Consider the following 16,352-nt stretch of genomic DNA (forward strand, 5'->3'; position numbering starts at 1 on the left):
GCCGAGGCCTAGAGTGCCTCCGGTCCGCGTTCGCCGGTGCGCACGCGCACCACCGAGTCGACCGGCGACACCCAGACCTTCCCGTCACCGATCTTGCCGGTGCGGGCGGCGTCGACGATGGTGTCCACCACCTGGTCGGCGATCGCGTCGTCGACGACGACCTCGATGCGCACCTTCGGCACGAAGTCGACGGAGTACTCCGCGCCACGGTAGACCTCGGTGTGGCCCTTCTGCCTGCCGTAGCCCTGGACTTCGCTGACGGTCATGCCGACGATCCCGGACTGTTCCAGCCCCGCCTTGATGTCCTCCAACGTGAACGGTTTCACGATTGCGGTGATCAGTTTCATCTGTGTTAGTCCCTCTCGGTCCGTTTTCAGCCTAGTTTCTGATCACGCCAAGTCGTAGGCGGTCTCAGCGTGTGCCGACTCGTCGATACCGGTCATCTCTTCCTCGGCACTGATCCGCCAGCCCAGCGGCTTCAGCACGAAGGCGATCAGCGCGGTCAACACGCCGGTGAAGACGACCGCCACCAACGCGATGACGATCTGAACCGCCAGCTGCTTGAGGTCGTGGCCGTAGAACAGGCCCGACTCCTTGGCCAGCAGACCGATCCCGACAGTGCCCCACAGTCCCGCGACGAGGTGGACGCCGACCACGTCGAGCGAGTCGTCGTAGCCCAGCTTCGTCTTCAGCGAGATGGCCAGCGCGGACAGGATGCCCGCGACCACGCCCAGGGCGATCGACCCGACCGGGGTAAGAGCGCCACAGGCCGGCGTGATGGCGACCAGGCCGGCCACGACACCCGATGCGGCACCCACGCTGGTGGGGTGACGGTCGCGGATCCACTCAACCCCGAGCCAGCCCATCATCGCGGCTGCGGTAGCAACGGTGGTGTTGACCCAGACCAGGCCCGCGGAACCGTTGGCGCCCAACGCCGAGCCGGCGTTGAACCCGAACCAGCCGAACCACAGCAGTGCTGCGCCGAGCATGACGAACGGAATGTTGTGGGGCCGGTAGGCCACCTTGCCGAAGCCGCTGCGGGCGCCGACCATGATCGCCAGGATCAGGGCCGCCATACCGGCGTTGATGTGGACGACGGTGCCGCCGGCGAAGTCGATCGGTGCCACCGCCGCGGCGTCACCCTCGTCGTTCAGGCCGAACATCTTGGCCGCGATGCCGTCGGTCGAGCCCGACAGCAGTCCGCCGCCCCACACCATGTGGGCCAAGGGGAAGTAGACCACCGTGGCCCACAGTCCGGCGAACACCAGCCAGGTGCCGAAGGACACGCGTTCGGCCAGCGCACCGCTGATCAGCGCGACGGAAATCACCGCGAAGGTCAGCTGGAAAGCGAGGAACACGATCGCAGGGATGGTGCTGCCCTCGCCGGCCAGCACGATATGCGTGGCGTCGCCGACTTCCTTGGTCGCCGCCAGTTGATCCGAGCCGAAGAGCGAGAACGGGTTCGCGAACAGGCCCGCGATGTCCGATCCGCCGTCGATCAGGTTGCCGAAGGACATCGAGAAGCCCCACAGCACGTAGATGATGCCGACCACGCCCATCGTCGCGAACGACATCATCATCATGTTCAGCACAGATTTCCCACGCGAAAGTCCGCCGTAGAAGAATGCCAGCGCCGGTGTCATCAACAACACCAACGACGCGCTGATCAAGATCCAAGCCGTATCTCCGCTATCGGGAACGCCGAACACATTGTCCGGCAGTGCCATCACGGTTTGTCCCACCACGGGCCGTCCTCCTTGCTCTCACACACCTGGGTGCTCCAGTGATGTGACAAAGACTGCTCGGCCGCTGTTACCCCGACGGTGCCCGCCGCGTTTCGGTGAGGTGAACGCTGACGAGGCTGGTGTTTCAGACGCGTAACACCACCGCCCGCTCGACGGCTATCGGCCACGATCGGCGAGGATCGCGGCCGCCGTCGCCGCGATCGTGGAGTCGTCGTCAGCCGCCAGACGTGCCAGCGCGCCGTCGCTACTCGCCCCGGGGATCTCGGCCAGCGCCTGCGCCACCCGCAGGCGGGCCGGCGGCGAATCCGACGGGCCGAGTGCCTCCTCCAGCGCGGCCACAACGGCTTCGGTGGGCACCGTCGCTTCCCCGAGCTTCCCGAGCGCCTCGGCGGCCTCGACGTCGCGCCGCCCGGCGACGACCATCGCGGCGAGGAGATCGGTGGCCGCGGGGACCAGCCGCTGCCCCAGTTCGAGCGCGGCCCGGTCGCGTACTCCCGCGTCCACGTCGTCGAGTGCGGCCAGCAAGAGTTCCGTGGCCGGTGGTGTCGGGATCGCGGCGGTCGCGACGACGGCTCGCCGGCGGACCTCGGCATCCGCCGATGCCATGCCGCGAGCGAGCCCCGGAACGGCGTCGTCACCGGCGCGGGCCAACGACCAGCGCAGCGCACCGGCAACGTTGAGGTCCTCCTCGGCGAGTACGGCCTCGACCAGCGCCTCGGTGGGCATGCCTCCCTCGCGCTGGGCGAGAACCGCCTGCTGGCGGTGCGAGCCCGACCCGGATTCCAGCGCCCGCAGCAGCCCGACGGTATCGATGACGTCCTCCCACTGCCCTGGAGCGGCCGCCTCGATCTGGGCCAGGCGATCCAGGACGCGCTGCTGTTCGGCCATTCGCGCCCTGGTGTGGTCGATGAGCGCCGACACCACGGCCGTCGGTTCGAATGCCGGGTCGTCCAGTGCGCGTTTCGCGTCCTGCAACGACAATCCGAGGCTTCGCAGGCATTCGACGTGGAACAGCCGCCGGAAATCGGCTGCCGAGTACTCCCGGTACCCGGAGCTGGCGCGGCCGGAGGGCCGCACCAGCCCGAGCGCGTCGTAGTGGCGCAGCATGCGCGTGCTGACTCCCGAGCGGCGCGACACTTCACCGATCAGCATTCGTCCTCCTCTGGCCCCGGGGCGGATTCGAGGTCGGCACCGGCCGCGGCGATCCGGCGGGCAAGTTCGACCGAGGGGGTGAACCCGCTGTCGGGGTCGAGACGCAGCCGCTCGGTGGCCTCGGCGTGGTCCCGCACGCGCGGATCGCCGTTGGCCGCCGCCGCGCGTAGCGCCGGTATGGCCGATTCGCCGAGTTCGGCAAGTGCCCGGCTCAGGCTGCGGTGCATATCGAGGTCGCCCCGCCCGAGCTGCGTCGCGAACGCGTCAGCCAATCGTTCCTCCTCGCCGGCCGGCACCGTCGCGACGGCGGCCCGCCAGGCGCTGCGCGCCACTTCGTCGTCGCCGTCGGCCAGCAGCTCCGACACTGCCGGCCAGGACGACGCGTCGCCGATCTTCGACAGCGTGTGCAGCGCCTGCGCGCGTGCTTGCGGCACCGGCGAGGAGAGCTCGGCGATCAGCCGCGGCACCACCATCGCCGGTGGCAGTCGGCACAGCGCCCACGTCAACATGTCGCGGACGAAGAAATCGGGTTCGACAGCGCAGCGCGTCACCAGCGTTTCGGTCAGCCGTTCGTCGGCGGAACGGCCGGCCTCCAGTGCCGCCCGCAGCCGCGTCGATGAGTCCCGTCCGGCGAGCGCGGCAATGATCGGTGTCGTCGTGGTCATCGTCAACCACCTCCTTCACCGCCCACCCAACAGCTTGACACGGTGTCAAGGTCAAGTGCTCCCGCGACCGCGCGCTTCTCCGACCGGTTGCCGCAGCAGCGTCCGCAGCTTCTCGGGGGCGACCTTGCGAAAGTCGCTGAAGTAGATCTCGTGGTGTTTTCCGTCGGGAACTAGCCCGTGTTCGGGGAGGAACTCGTGGTGCATCCGATCCAAGACCGGCCCCTCGTCGTCGAAGGAGCCGAGGTGAAGAGTCTGGACGCACCGGCCCTCGCTCAACGTCTGCAGTCGCACGTCACCCAGTCGAGCCGGCGGATTCTTGGCGCCGACCTGCGCTACCGCTCCGTCGACCATGTCGGTGCCGACCCAGTCGGGGACCATCAGCATCATCGTCCAGTCCCACCGCGTCTTGTCGCGCGACACGGTGAAGGCCGCCATGTCCGCGGCCCACCACAAACCCTCGAGCGGTGGGACGACGTAGTCGCGCCCGACTTCGCGCTTGCTGGCGAATTTGAGCTTGTAGGCCACCGGATACAGCGCTTCGAGTGCGGCGACATACTCCGGCGCGGTGTTGGGATCGCCGTGCCCGTCGACCATCAGATACCGCATCGGCGGCACGTCGACGATCCGGAAGCGACCGGCCTGCGCACGGTAGCAGTCCAGGCTCTTCTTGAAATCGACCTTGTCGCTCATCCGCTTGTGGACGACCGGTTGCCTACAGCAGTGCGTCGACGAAGGCGCCCGGGTCGAACGGTGCGAGGTCGTCGGCGCCTTCGCCGAGCCCCACGAGCTTGACTGGCACACCGAGTTCCTCTTGCACCGCGAACACGATGCCGCCCTTGGCCGTGCCGTCGAGCTTGGTCAATACGACGCCGGTGATGTCGACGACCTCGGCGAAGACCTTGGCCTGGGCGAGCCCGTTCTGTCCGATGGTCGCATCGAGAACCAGCAGCACCTCGTCGACGTCGGCCTTCTTCTCCACGACGCGCTTGACCTTGCCCAGCTCGTCCATCAGACCGGTTTTGGTGTGCAGGCGTCCGGCGGTGTCGACGATGACGACGTCGACACCATGGTCGATTCCCGTCGCGACGGCGTCGAAGGCCACCGAAGCGGGATCGGCGCCTTCGTTGCCGCGGACGGTGTCGGCGCCGACACGTTCGCCCCAGGTTTGCAGCTGGTCGGCGGCCGCCGCGCGGAAGGTGTCGGCCGCGCCGAGCAGCACCCGTCGGCCGTCGGCCACGAGAACTCTTGCCAGCTTGCCGGTCGTCGTGGTCTTGCCGGTGCCGTTGACGCCGACGACGAGGACGACGGCGGGCCGGCCGTCGTGCGGCAACGCCTTGACCGACCGGTCGAGTTCGGGATGCAACTGCTCGGTCAGGACCCGCTTGAGCAGCGTGCGCGCCTCCTCGGTGTCGCGCACGCTGCGCGCCGCCAGTTCGGCGCGCAACTTGTCGGTGATCGCGGTGGTGGCCGAGGTGCCGACGTCGGCCATCAACAGCGTGTCCTCGATCTCCTCCCACGAAGACTCGTCGAGGTCTCCGCCGCCGAGCAGGCCGAGCATGCTCTTGCCGATCGCCCCCTGCGAACGTGCCAGCCGACCCCGTAGACGTCCGAGTCGACCGGCGGTCGGGGCGATTTCGTCGAGCTGCGGCTCGGCAGGGGCGGGTTCGGCCTCGACACCGGCCTCCACGTCGGGACCGGGCTCTGCTGTTGCCCGCGTGTCCGGCTCGACGACCACGGGCGCTTCGGCGTCGGGTGTTTCGTCGACCGGCTCCAGGACCGCTGTCTCGTTGCCTTGGCTGAAGCTGAATCCCGACTGGGTCTCGTAGCCGCCCTTCTCGGGTGCCCCTTCCACAGCCTTGTCCTGCGCGGACCCGAGCGACACCCGGCGACGTCGCGCGAGCACCAATCCGAGCGTGACGAGCGCCAGCACCGCGATTACGGCGACGACGATTCCGATGATGACCGGAGTGTTCAACAGTGCTCCCCTATTCGGCGGTGACCGAGCCGGTGCTGACCAGGTTCTGACCGCGCAACCGCTGCGAGATCACCGTGGTGATCCCGTCGCCGCGCATACTGACACCGTAGAGGGCGTCAGCGACCTCCATCGTCGGCTTCTGGTGCGTGATGACGATCAGTTGCGAGCGTTCGCGCAGCTGCTCGAACAGCCCGATCAGCCGTTGCAGATTGGTGTCGTCGAGCGCGGCCTCGACCTCGTCCATCACGTAGAACGGTGACGGGCGGGCGCGGAAGATCGCGACGAGCATCGCGACGGCGGTCAAGGACTTCTCGCCGCCCGACAGGAGCGACAACCGCTTGACCTTCTTGCCCGGCGGGCGCGCCTCGACCTCGACGCCGGTGGTCAGCATGTCCGACGGATCGGTGAGCACGAGCCGGCCCTCGCCGCCGGGGAACAGCTTGCCGAACACCTCGGAGAATTCGCGCTCGACGTCGGCATAGGCCTGCGCGAACACCTCCAGGATGCGGGCATCGACGTCTTCGACGACCTGCAGCAGGTCGGCACGCGCGGCTTTCACATCCTCCAGCTGGGCGGAGAGGAAGTTGTACCTCTCCTCCAGCGCGGCGAACTCCTCCAGCGCGAGGGGGTTGACCTTGCCGAGCGTGTTGAGGTCCTTCTGTGCCTGCTTGGCGCGGCGTTCCTGGGTGGCGCGGTCGTAGGGCATCGGCGCCGGGGCGACGACGAGTTCGCCCCGCGCCTTGGCCTCCTCGTATTCGGCGATCTCGAGCGACGACGGCGGCATCGGTACCTCGGGGCCGTACTCGGCGATGAGGTCCTCGGGCGTGATCGCGAACTGGTCGGCGATCTGCTCCTCGAGCTGCTCGATGCGCATCTGTGCCTGTGCCTTGGCCATCTCGTCGCGATGGACGGCGTCGCGCAAACCGTCGAACTGCGTAGTCAGCTGGGCGACCTGGGTCTTCAGCTCGACAACGGTCTCGCTGTGGCTGGCGCGCACCTGATCGAGATGGTCGCGGGCGGATTGCGCGTTGGCGACGGCTTCGGTCAGGCGGGCAGCGACGAGCGCGCCGGACTCGGCGACCGCGGTGGCCACCGTCGCGGCATGGCGACGGGCGGCATCGGCGCGACGAGCCCGTTCGCGGGATTCGCGCTCCTGCCGCGCGGTGCGACGCAGAGCATCGGCCCGGCCGCGGGCCGATGCCAGCCGTTCCTCGGCGGTGCGCAGCGCCAGGCGGGCCTCCACTTCGGCCGAGCGGGCCTCGGAGACAGCCGTGGCCGCTTGGTCGCGCTTCCCGTCGTCGACGACGGCCATGTCGCCGTCCGCCGCGGGCTCCTCGCGCGCGATCCGCAATCGCTCGGACAGTTCGGCGAGCTTGGCGACCGTCTCGGCGTGGCCGCTCTCGGCGAGCTGGCGCTGGCGCGTCAACCGGTCGGCCTCGTCCTGCGCGGCGCGGATGTCTTGGCCGAGCCGGGCGAGCTGCTCGTAGGCTGCGCCCAACGACGAGTCCGACTCGTGCAGGGCGGCGAGGGCCTCCTCGGCGGCTTCACCGCGGTCGGACTGTTCGGTCAGCGCACCGGCCAGCGCCGCGCCGAGTTCTTCGGCCGTACGGTTCGCGCGGGCCAGTTCGGCGGTGGCGGCGTCGATGGCCGCCTGGACCTCCAGGCTCGACGTCCGGTGCGCCGTTCCACCCTCGACGGCGGCGGCCGAGATCCGGTCGCCTTCGGCTGTCGCGACGACGAGCTGCGGGTGTTCGGTCACCAGCCGGGTCGCGACGTCCGCGGCGTCCGCCACGTCGGCACCGAGCACCACCACGCCGTCGAGTAGCGTGTCGACCGCGCCGCGGATGGACGACGGGCAGGTGACCACCTCGCGCGCCCACCTGGCACCAGACGGCAGTTTCGCTCCGCTTGGCGCGGGCAGTGCGCGCAGCCCGCCGACGAGCAGGGCGGCCCGTCCGCCGTCGCCCGCTTTCAGGGAATGCAGTGCGCGCGCGGCCGCCAGTCCGTCCACGGTGGCGATCGCGTCGACGGCGGACCCGAGCGCACCCGCGACGGCGCTCTCGAATCCGGTCTCCACGGTGAGCAGGTCGGAGACCGGCGCCAAGAGGCCGTCGGTCGCCTGCTCCAGCAGCCAGGCGCCGCCGTCGTTGCGTTCGAGACCGACGGCGAGGGCGTCGATGCGCGCGGTGAGCGAGGCGATCTTCTGCTCGGCTTCGCGTTCTTGGGCGCGCAGCGAGTCGACCCGCTCGTCGGCGGCGGTCGCGGCGGCCGTGCACCGCTCGTGATGTTCGTCGAGCCCCTGCTCCGCGGACTCCAGTTCGGCTACCGACGCCGACACGGTGTCCATCTCGGCCTGCGCCTTGGCCGCACGTTCGGCGGCCGAGGCGATCGCCGCCGACAGGCGTGCCGTTTCCGCGTCGACGGAGTCGGCGCGCGTAGTCAGGTTGGCGACTTCGCCCTCCAGGCGCGCGAGGCCTTCGCGACGGTCGGCGACGGCGGCCACGGCCGCGGCGTGCGCGCGTTCCACGGCGCTGGCATGCTCCTCGGCCGCGGCCAGGCGGGCCTTCACCTCGTCGAGGGTGGCGCCGGCTTGTTCGACCTGGGCGGCGAGTTCCTGCTCTTGTTCCGCGGCCCGGGCAGCCTGGGCTTCCAACTCGTCGGGGTCGGGTCCGCTCGCGACCGTCGTCGGGGTCGCGAGGTGCTTGCTGCGTTCGGAGGCGACGCGAATCGTCGCGTCGACGCGCTCGGCCAGGGCCGACAGCCGGAACCATCCCTGCCCCGCGGTCTGCGCCGCCGGTTCGATCTCGGCGAGCTGCGCCTCGTGGCCGGCCAGCTTCGCGGTCGCGGCGTCCAGGGCGGTGGTGACTTCTGCTTGCTGGCGGCGGATGGTGTCCTCAAGGGCGGTCTGCTCGGCCATCTCGGCGCGCCGCGCGACGAGATCGTCGGCAGCCAGGCGCAGACGCGCATCGCGCAGGTCGGCCTGGACAGTCGCGGCGCGGCGCGCGACCTCGGCCTGCCTGCCCAGCGGCTTGAGCTGGCGGCGCAACTCGCCGGTGAGGTCGGTCAGGCGCGCCAGATTCGCCTGCATCGAATCCAGTTTGCGGACGGCCTTTTCCTTGCGCTTGCGGTGCTTGAGCACACCGGCGGCCTCTTCGATGAACGCGCGGCGGTCCTCCGGGCGCGATTCGAGGATCGCGGCGAGTCGTCCCTGACCGACGATCACGTGCATCTCGCGTCCGATGCCGGAGTCGCTGAGCAGTTCTTGCACATCCATCAGCCGGCAGGACTCGCCGTTGATCTCGTACTCCCCCGCGCCGTCGCGGAACATGCGCCGGGTGATGGAGACTTCGGAGTAGTCGATGGGCAACGCGCCGTCGGAGTTGTCGATCGTGAGGGTGACCTCGGCGCGGCCGAGCGGCGGCCGACCCGAGGTTCCGGCGAAGATGACGTCTTCCATCTTCCCGCCGCGCAACGTCTTCGCACCCTGCTCGCCCATCACCCACGCCAGCGCGTCGACGACGTTCGATTTCCCCGACCCGTTGGGGCCCACCACACAGGTGATCCCGGGCTCGAAGCGCAGCGTCGTGGCCGACGCGAACGACTTGAACCCTTTCAGGGTGAGGGATTTCAGATGCACGACGGTACAGACTACCTATCTACCGCTCGACAAATCCGCGCAGTTCGCCGCGCGCCGCTTCGAATCTTTCGACGACGGTGTCGACGCGCCCCGGCGTATCGGGACCCCGCAGGAAGGCCAGCAGCTGTTCGAGGTCGCCGCGCGGCCCCTCGGCGACCACGTGCACCCGGCCGTCGGCGAGGTTCGCGGCATAGCCGTCGAGTCCGAGTTCGAGTGCGCGCGACCGGGTTGACCAGCGAAATCCGACGCCCTGGACGTGCCCGTGCACGAAGGCGCTGAGCCGCTGTACCGGCGCGTCGGTCATCGTGGTCGTCAGTCCGTCTCGATCGCGAGGTTGACCTGGGTGCCGGCCTTCAAGGTGCGGCCGACCGTGCACGTCCGGTCGATCGCTCGCTGGGCGACGACGAGCAGGCGCTTGGCCGCGTCGGCGTCGAGTTCGGACAGGTCGAGTTCGAGGACCTCGTCGAGCACCGGATAGGTCTCCGACTCCCGGTCGGCGTCGCCGCTGACGCGCACGGTCGCGTCGTAGTTGTCGCCGAGACGCCGTGCCAGCGGCACGTCCGACGCCATGCCCGAGCACGCGGCCAGGGCGATCTTGAGCAGCTCGCCCGGCGTAAACACGCCCTCGACGTCGTCCGACCCGATCTGCACACTCGCCCCGCGCGAGCTCTGCCCCACATAGCGCCGGGATCCGGTCCGCTGCACCCACAGTTCAGTCATGGTTCCATTCAACACGGTCGACGTGCCCGTTGATTCCGCAGCCGCGGAAGCGCTTGACATCGCGGCCATTCGGTATCACCCGACGGTCGCTACAGAGAAACGCATGGTTGTGCTGCACGTGTTGGACCGTTGAGCCGTCAGTCGTGGCGAGCCGTCGGACGGCGCGTCGACCTGTCCACGCCGGAGTTCGGGTTCCTGGCTGCGCCGTACAACGGCAGGCACGAGGGCGGCGACGCCTGGCTGCACGAATACGAGAAGCGAGGGATACACGGACCCCGGCCGACCAAATCTCGGAAGTTTCGGCGAGAGCCTCTCGTGCACGCCGAAGCGGTATACCTCGCGCCCGTCGACATCAGGGCGCAAGCCCGACGACGGCCTCCAGGTCTTCAAGTCCGGCCAAGTGCGCGGCTAGTTCGCTGCGTTCGGCTTCGGTAATAGGTACAGCGCGGGCGCGGGTAAGGGCATCGACCGCGGCGGTGGTGTCGTCGGTACGCATGGCGAGTTCGGCGCGGTAGGCCAACGCCTCGACCAACTCGGCGGCCGGTGCGCGATCACGCTCTCGGGCCAGCGTGGCGTCCAGGATCTTCGCCGCCTGCTGATTGTCGCCCTTGGAGTCGCCAAGCACGACGGCATTGTCCAGTGCCCTGGCCAGCATGCCGACCGTGGGTGCACCGGCACCGCCCATACCCGGGGACGAGAAGATCCGGATCCAGTTCCCGCCGGGGTCGATGACCGTGAACCCGGAGTGGTTGTCGGCATTCTTGCGTTTCCGTGGGCGGGTCATTCGCGGGATGCCGGAGATCAGGAGCTTGCCGTGGACCGCGCGCATGCCCGCGGCGAACGCCTCGAAGAGCTGCTTGGTGTCGGGCACAAGGACCACACAGCTGCCGTAGGAGTCCTCGGGCCTGAAGTCCGGCATGCCGAAGAACTGCAGCTGGAGGTCTTCTCGCTGCAGGCCCACGCACGGGTTCGGACGAACCTGGTGGTAGGTCCGGGTGAAGCCGAGCATGGTGTAGAACTCGACGATCTCGTCGATGGATCCACACGGAAGCAGCGGAACGGTTATCTCGTTGGCCATGACATTGCTCCGTCTCGAAGGGGAAGGTTTCGCGGATGCCGCGGTCGCTACTCGGCCTGCTGTGCGGGGCTGCGGGTGGGGGAACCGGGCTCACCGGCCATGCAAAATGCGCCCTCTTCCAAGCGGTTGATCAGCCGCCTAGTCCACTGGGCGCCGGTGTCAGCGGTCGCCAGCCACAGCGAGATGACTTCGCCCACCGGACCCCAGGCGTCCAGCTCCGTGTCCGCGGGCAGGTGTGCAGTGATACTGGTGCGCCAGTCGCGCATTGCGTCGGCTCGGGTACGCAGGACCTGCAGGGCCTGTCCACGAGGCAAGTCTTCGATCAGGCCCACCGCAGCACACAGGACGTCCAGCCGCGGCTCGCGGTCGGCCAAAGCCTCGCGCAGAAGGCTGAGGTATTCCTGCTCCCCCTGGTCCGTCAGCTCGTATTCGATCCTCGGCGGGCCCCCGGCGACTGAAGGGTCCGCATCGGACGTCGCCGCCAGCAGGCCCTGTCCGGCCATGCTCTTGAGCGCGTGATACACCGAACCCGATGTGGCGGTGGACCACTCGTGTGCGCCCCAGGACTCCAAATCCGCGCGGATCTGGTAGCCGTGTGCGCGACCGCGCCTGCGCAGCGCTCCCAGGACCAGAAGTCGTACCGGCTTCATCGAACCCCCTCCGCGTGCAGTAGCCAAATTTGGCTACTGCACGAAAGCCTACTCCGAACCTCTGGGCTAGCCAAATTTGGTTACACCGCGTCCCATGCCGCTGGATCGTCAACGAAGTGGTCGAGGAAGTCGGCCCGCAGGACATCGTGTTGTAGTCCACCACTCCGGGTTGTCCGCCGCCGCGAATACGCGTCCATGTAAGGGCTGTGAAGGATGTGGCGAATACGTTCCTAAGTGGGGACTGTCCGGATTTCGGTGTAACTGGCATTTGGTGAAATTTTCAGATGTTCTCGGCGGCGGGCATGCGGTCGGCGAAGGTGACGGCGAATGCGTTGAGCGCGGGTTTCCACCGCATCGTCCATCGTGCCTGGCCGGTGCCTTTGGGGTCTAGGGACCTCACGACGAGGTAGAGCGTTTTCATCGCCGCCTGCTCGGTCGGGAAGTGGCCCTTGGCGGTGACCGCGCGGCGGAACCGGGCGTTGAGCGATTCGATCGCGTTGGTCGAACACAGCACTCGGCGGATCTCGACGTCGTAGTCCAGGAACGGGATGAACTGCTCCCAAGCATCGCGCCACAGCCGTGGTATCGCCGGATAGGGTTTGCCCCATTTCTCTTCGAACTCCTCAAACGCCGCCCACGCCGCCGCCGCACTGGGGGCGGTGTAGATCGGTTTGAGGTCCCGGGCGATGTGGTCCCAGTACTTGCGGGAGGCATACCGGAACGTGCCCCGGATCAGGTGAATGATGCAGGTTTGCACCTTCGCCAGGGGGAACACCGCGTTCGCCGAATCGGGGAGCCCTGTGAGACCATCGCACACCAGGAAGAACACATCGGCCACGCCACGGTTCTTGATCTCGGCCAGCACACTCATCCAGTACTTCGCTGACTCGCCGTGCCCATCGGTACCGGCCCAGATACCCAGCACGTCGCGCCGACCAGTCAGGTCGACCCCGATCGCGGCGTAGAACGGCCGGTTCCCGACCTGCCCGTCACGCACCTTGATGTAGATGGCGTCGATGAAGATCGCCGCATACACCGGCAGCAGTGGCCGGCTGGTCCAGTCAGCCATCTCCGCCACGACCCGGTCGGTGATCACACTGATGCGGTCCTTAGACAGCGAGGCACCGTAGACCTCGGCGAAGTGCGCCGAGATCTCCCCGGTCGACAGGCCCTTGGCATACAGCGACAACACGATCGTGTCGACCTCGCCCAGGCGGCGTTGACGCTTCTTGACGATCTGCGGGGCAAACGAACCGTCCCGATCGCGGGGCACCTCAATGCTCACCGGACCGGCATTGTCAGTGAGCACCGTCTTCGATCGCGTGCCGTTGCGCGAGTTACCACCGTTACGGCCGGCCACAGAATGTTTGTCATAACCGAGATGCTCGGTCATCTCCTCATCCAACGCCGTCTCCAGCACCGTCTTGGTGAGTTGCTTGAGGAGCCCGTCCGGGCCGGTCACATCATCCCCGCGGGCCCGCGCAGCGGCCACGAGCTGACGCAGTGCCGCCTCCTGATCGGCAGCACCAACCGCCGCCAGATCGTCGTTCTGCTGGCTGGACTTCTTCATCGACGAACCCATGCCCGTCAGTTTCTCGGCCATCATGACCTTCCCCGCCGATCCTCACCGGCGTGTCGGGCCAGTTACACCGTTCCCCGGACACTCCCAGGCAAGCCGGGTCGGCGAGGTGACGCAGCACGAAGCGGTCAAGCAAGCGAAGGGGCGCGGCTTCGAGTGCCCCGGTGTGGCGGACGCTGGCACTTCGGGCAGTAGAAGGAGCTGCGGTTCATAAACGATTCCCGCCGCAGCAGCGAACCACAGCGATAACACGGCTGGCCCTCGCGTCCGTACGCGTTCAGGGCGCGCGCGAAATAGCCCGATTCGCCGTTGACATTGACGTACAGCTCGTCGAAGGACGTTCCGCCGACTGCGAGCGCAGCATCCATCACGTCACGAGCATGCTGCAACAACTCGACCAGCTTGGCCCGACTGATCGAGTCGGTGAGGCGCGTTCCGCGCAGGCGGGCACGCCACAGCGCCTCGTCGGCGTAGATGTTGCCGATCCCCGACACGACGGTCTGGTCGAGCAGCACCCGCTTGACTTCGGTGTGCTTGCGCCGCATCACGGCCGCGACAAGGCCCGCGTCGTATACCTCGTCGAACGGGTCGGGGGCGATGTGCGCGACAACCGATGGCACGGATCGAGCGGTGTCGTGGACATCGGGCACCAGGTCATCGACCTGCCAGCCGCCGAAGGTGCGCTGGTCGACGAACAGGAACCCGCGGTCGCTCAGCCGAGCAGCAATCCGCAGATGCTTCCCGTCGGACGATTCGTCGTCGTCGACGATCCGCAACTGCCCGCTCATGCCGAGATGGATGACGAGCGCTTCGTCGACGGCGCCGGTCGCGTCGGCGAGATCGAGCCACAGATACTTGCCGCGCCGGCGGGCAGCTACCGCAGTCTTGCCACGCAGACGCCCGATCAGCTCCGGCGCGCCGCCGGTCTGCCGCCGCACCGCCCGGTCGTGGCGCACGGCGACGTCGGTGAAGGTCTGGCCGACGACATGTTTCTCGACGCCGAGACGGACGGTCTCGACCTCGGGGAGTTCAGGCACTCGTCTCCTCGCCCGCTCCCGCGCCCGACCGGGCATCGAGGGCCCGCCACGCCTCTTGGGCCGCCACCTGTTCGGCTTCCTTCTTGGAGCGGCCGATTCCGGTGCCCAACTCCTCGCCGCCGACGACCGCGGTCGCGGTGAACTCCTTGTCGTGGTCGGGGCCGGTGGAGCTGATCAGGTAGGCCGGGGGGCCCAGTGACCGCGCCGCGGACAACTCCTGCAGCGAGGTCTTCCAATCCAGTCCGGCACCAAGGCGTCCGGCATCGGCGACGGCGTCGCTGAACAGGCCTAGGATCACCGCCTCGGTCGGCTCGAACCCATGCTCCAGATAGACGGCACCCAGGAGGGCCTCCATCCCGTCCGCGAGAATGCTGTCCTTGTCTCGGCCCCCGGTCATCTCCTCGCCGCGGCCCAGGTACAGATGGCGGCCGAGCCCGCCCGGACTCAGGGTCCGCGCCAGCCTCGCGAGCGCCTGGCCGTTGACGACGCTGGCCCGGATCTTGGCCAGCTCACCCTCCGGGCGGTCCGGATAGTCGCGGTAAAGCTTTTCGGTGATCACCACGCCGAGGACCGAGTCGCCGAGGAACTCCAGCCGCTCGTTGGTCGGCAGGCCGCCGTTCTCATAGGCGTAGGAACGGTGCGTGAGCGCCAAGGTGAGCAGCTCGTCGTCGATCGTGGTGCCGAGCGCGGCGAGCAGCGCCTCGGCGTCGCGGTCGTCAGCCATTGTCGGGAGTCTCGTCCCGCAGGGCGCCGAGTTTGTCGGTCAACCCCGCCCAGCGGGGGTCGATCTTCTCGTGCGCGTGGCCTGGCTCGGCGACGGCCAGCACGACGCCGCAGTCCGGGCAGAGTCCGGGGCAGTCATCGCGGCACAACGGCGACATCGGCAGCTCCAGCCCGATCGCGTCGATCAAGGCCTGCTCCAGGTCGATCTGGTCGTCGGCGACGCGGTGGACCTCCTCGTCGGAGGTCGTCTTGTCGGTTTCGCTGTCCGGATAGGCGAACAGTTCGGTGAGAAAGACCGTGACCGTGCCCTCCAACGGCTCCAGGCAGCGCGAACACTGCCCTGCGGTTTCACCGCAGGCCGTGCCGGTCACGAGCACCCCTTCGGAGACCGCCTCCAGGCGCAGGTCGAGATCCATCTCGGTCTCCGGCTCGATCGCCACCATCTCGGTGCCGATCCGGATCGGGGTGACGATGGTGCGGTGCGCCTCGATCATGGAACCCGGCCGGCGTCCCAACGAACGGACGTCGAATACGAACGGAGTGTCAACTGCTTGGGCCACGTCCGTCACGATACGCCAGCATGTCAGCCGGCGAGCGGAGCCTCTCGCTCCTTTTCGTCAACCGCGCGGGGGTACTCGACATAGTCGTGCGTACCCGCACCGGTGCGCAGCTGCTGACGTCCGCGCCCGACCGAGCGCAGCGTGCCGGTGAGGATCTCCTCGAAGTCGGCGAGCTTCTTGTCGACGTAGATGTCGCACTCGCCGCGCAGCCGGTCGGCCTCCGCGTGAGCAGCGTCGATGATGCGCTGCGCCTCCGATTTCGCCGCGGCGACCACCTCGTCCTCGGCGACGAGGCGCTGCTGCTCGGCGATGCCGTCGGCAACCGAGCGCTCGTAGTGCGCGTTGGCGTTCTCGATGATCCGGGCCGCCTCCGACCGCGCGCGGCCGGTCAGCGACTCGTGCTCGCGGGCAGCGCTGGTCGTCAGACGGTGCGCTTCCTCGGTCGCGTCCTCGATCAACGTCCTGCTGTGGTTGGACGCGTCGTCGACCATCCGGTCGGCGGCCGTCTGCGCCTCGGCGACGAGCCGGTCGGCCTCCGCCTGTGCCGCCGCGACCATCGCGTCGGCGTCGGCCTTGGCCTGCGACACGGTCGTCTCGGCGTTCTGCCGGGCGTTGCCGACCAGCGAGTCCCGCTGGTCGAGCACGTCCTGCGCGTCGTCGAGCTCGGACGGGATGGAGTCTTTGATGTCGTCGAGCAGCTCGAGCACGTCGCCGCGCGGAACCATGCAGCCCGCGGTCATCGGCACGGCACGTGCCTCTTCGACGATGGCGACCAGCTCATCGAGGGCTTCGAATACGCGGTACACAGCAACACCCCTATCTCACAGTGGC

Annotated in this window: 16 protein-coding genes; all 16 read right to left on the minus strand. The window is 68.3% G+C overall.

Annotated features, from left to right (window positions below; all coding sequences use genetic code 11):
• Positions 1–8: 8 nt before the first annotated feature.
• Positions 9–347 (minus strand): P-II family nitrogen regulator, encoded by a 339-nt coding sequence (locus GOARA_RS13950; protein WP_007323044.1) that lies wholly within the window; start codon positions 345–347, stop codon positions 9–11.
• A gap of 42 nt (positions 348–389) precedes the next feature.
• Positions 390–1,727, minus strand: coding sequence for an ammonium transporter (locus GOARA_RS13955; protein WP_040523310.1), 1,338 nt, complete (start codon positions 1,725–1,727; stop codon positions 390–392).
• Between the two features lie 174 nt (positions 1,728–1,901).
• The gene (locus GOARA_RS13960; protein ID WP_007323046.1) at positions 1,902–2,897 is read right to left on the minus strand and encodes a MerR family transcriptional regulator; all 996 of its coding nucleotides are present in this window, start codon (positions 2,895–2,897) and stop codon (positions 1,902–1,904) included.
• Entirely contained in the window at positions 2,891–3,562 is a 672-nt protein-coding gene (locus GOARA_RS13965) for a HEAT repeat domain-containing protein (protein WP_007323047.1), read from the minus strand. The genes GOARA_RS13960 and GOARA_RS13965 overlap by 7 nt, the downstream gene beginning before the upstream one ends.
• 51 nt (positions 3,563–3,613) lie before the next feature.
• Complete coding sequence (locus GOARA_RS13970; protein ID WP_007323048.1) at positions 3,614–4,252, minus strand: GyrI-like domain-containing protein; 639 nt, start codon at positions 4,250–4,252, stop codon at positions 3,614–3,616.
• A gap of 22 nt (positions 4,253–4,274) precedes the next feature.
• Entirely contained in the window at positions 4,275–5,537 is a 1,263-nt protein-coding gene (gene ftsY, locus GOARA_RS13975) for a signal recognition particle-docking protein FtsY (RefSeq protein ID WP_007323049.1), read from the minus strand.
• Between the two features lie 10 nt (positions 5,538–5,547).
• Positions 5,548–9,174 carry a chromosome segregation protein SMC gene (smc, locus tag GOARA_RS13980; RefSeq protein WP_007323050.1) on the minus strand — a complete coding sequence of 1,209 codons (3,627 nt, stop codon included), beginning with the start codon at positions 9,172–9,174 and terminating at the stop codon, positions 5,548–5,550.
• 19 nt (positions 9,175–9,193) lie between these two features.
• A complete protein-coding gene (locus GOARA_RS13985) occupies positions 9,194–9,478 on the minus strand; it encodes an acylphosphatase (RefSeq protein WP_007323051.1) in 285 nt (94 codons plus the stop codon).
• An 8-nt stretch (positions 9,479–9,486) separates the two neighbouring features.
• On the minus strand, positions 9,487–9,894 hold the full coding sequence (locus GOARA_RS13990) for an OsmC family protein (protein WP_007323052.1): 408 nt from the start codon (positions 9,892–9,894) through the stop codon (positions 9,487–9,489).
• Between the two features lie 352 nt (positions 9,895–10,246).
• The gene (locus GOARA_RS13995) at positions 10,247–10,972 is read right to left on the minus strand and encodes a DUF8817 family protein (RefSeq protein WP_007323053.1); all 726 of its coding nucleotides are present in this window, start codon (positions 10,970–10,972) and stop codon (positions 10,247–10,249) included.
• Positions 10,973–11,019: 47 nt separating this feature from the next.
• Positions 11,020–11,622 (minus strand): PadR family transcriptional regulator, encoded by a 603-nt coding sequence (locus tag GOARA_RS14000; RefSeq protein ID WP_007323054.1) that lies wholly within the window; start codon positions 11,620–11,622, stop codon positions 11,020–11,022.
• 280 nt (positions 11,623–11,902) lie between these two features.
• On the minus strand, positions 11,903–13,192 hold the full coding sequence (locus GOARA_RS14005; RefSeq protein WP_138947709.1) for an IS256 family transposase: 1,290 nt from the start codon (positions 13,190–13,192) through the stop codon (positions 11,903–11,905).
• 137 nt (positions 13,193–13,329) lie between these two features.
• The gene (gene mutM / locus GOARA_RS14010; RefSeq protein WP_007323056.1) at positions 13,330–14,238 is read right to left on the minus strand and encodes a bifunctional DNA-formamidopyrimidine glycosylase/DNA-(apurinic or apyrimidinic site) lyase; all 909 of its coding nucleotides are present in this window, start codon (positions 14,236–14,238) and stop codon (positions 13,330–13,332) included.
• Positions 14,231–14,962: a ribonuclease III gene (gene rnc, locus GOARA_RS14015; protein ID WP_007323057.1), complete on the minus strand. Its 732-nt coding sequence runs from the start codon at positions 14,960–14,962 to the stop codon at positions 14,231–14,233. Before rnc ends, mutM begins: the two co-directional genes overlap by 8 nt.
• Entirely contained in the window at positions 14,955–15,521 is a 567-nt protein-coding gene (locus GOARA_RS14020; protein WP_040523407.1) for a YceD family protein, read from the minus strand. Before GOARA_RS14020 ends, rnc begins: the two co-directional genes overlap by 8 nt.
• A 23-nt stretch (positions 15,522–15,544) precedes the next feature.
• Positions 15,545–16,327, minus strand: a complete 783-nt coding sequence (locus GOARA_RS14025; protein ID WP_007323059.1) for a DivIVA domain-containing protein — start codon at positions 16,325–16,327, stop codon at positions 15,545–15,547.
• Positions 16,328–16,352 lie beyond the last annotated feature (25 nt).

Origin of the sequence: Gordonia araii NBRC 100433, assembly GCF_000241265.1 — a bacterium.
Taxonomy (GTDB): domain Bacteria; phylum Actinomycetota; class Actinomycetes; order Mycobacteriales; family Mycobacteriaceae; genus Gordonia; species Gordonia araii.

What these genes read in the sequence shown, in the direction of transcription:
- GOARA_RS13950 (WP_007323044.1), bottom strand. Translation starts at nt 347, where the DNA reads ATGAAACTGATCACCGCAATCGTGAAACCGTTCACGTTGGAGGACATC.
- GOARA_RS13955 (WP_040523310.1), bottom strand. Translation starts at nt 1,727, where the DNA reads ATGGCACTGCCGGACAATGTGTTCGGCGTTCCCGATAGCGGAGATACG.
- GOARA_RS13960 (WP_007323046.1), bottom strand. Translation starts at nt 2,897, where the DNA reads ATGCTGATCGGTGAAGTGTCGCGCCGCTCGGGAGTCAGCACGCGCATG.
- GOARA_RS13965 (WP_007323047.1), bottom strand. Translation starts at nt 3,562, where the DNA reads ATGACCACGACGACACCGATCATTGCCGCGCTCGCCGGACGGGACTCA.
- GOARA_RS13970 (WP_007323048.1), bottom strand. Translation starts at nt 4,252, where the DNA reads ATGAGCGACAAGGTCGATTTCAAGAAGAGCCTGGACTGCTACCGTGCG.
- GOARA_RS13985 (WP_007323051.1), bottom strand. Translation starts at nt 9,478, where the DNA reads ATGACCGACGCGCCGGTACAGCGGCTCAGCGCCTTCGTGCACGGGCAC.
- GOARA_RS13990 (WP_007323052.1), bottom strand. Translation starts at nt 9,894, where the DNA reads ATGACTGAACTGTGGGTGCAGCGGACCGGATCCCGGCGCTATGTGGGG.
- GOARA_RS13995 (WP_007323053.1), bottom strand. Translation starts at nt 10,972, where the DNA reads ATGGCCAACGAGATAACCGTTCCGCTGCTTCCGTGTGGATCCATCGAC.
- GOARA_RS14000 (WP_007323054.1), bottom strand. Translation starts at nt 11,622, where the DNA reads ATGAAGCCGGTACGACTTCTGGTCCTGGGAGCGCTGCGCAGGCGCGGT.
- GOARA_RS14005 (WP_138947709.1), bottom strand. Translation starts at nt 13,192, where the DNA reads ATGAAGAAGTCCAGCCAGCAGAACGACGATCTGGCGGCGGTTGGTGCT.
- rnc (WP_007323057.1), bottom strand. Translation starts at nt 14,962, where the DNA reads ATGGCTGACGACCGCGACGCCGAGGCGCTGCTCGCCGCGCTCGGCACC.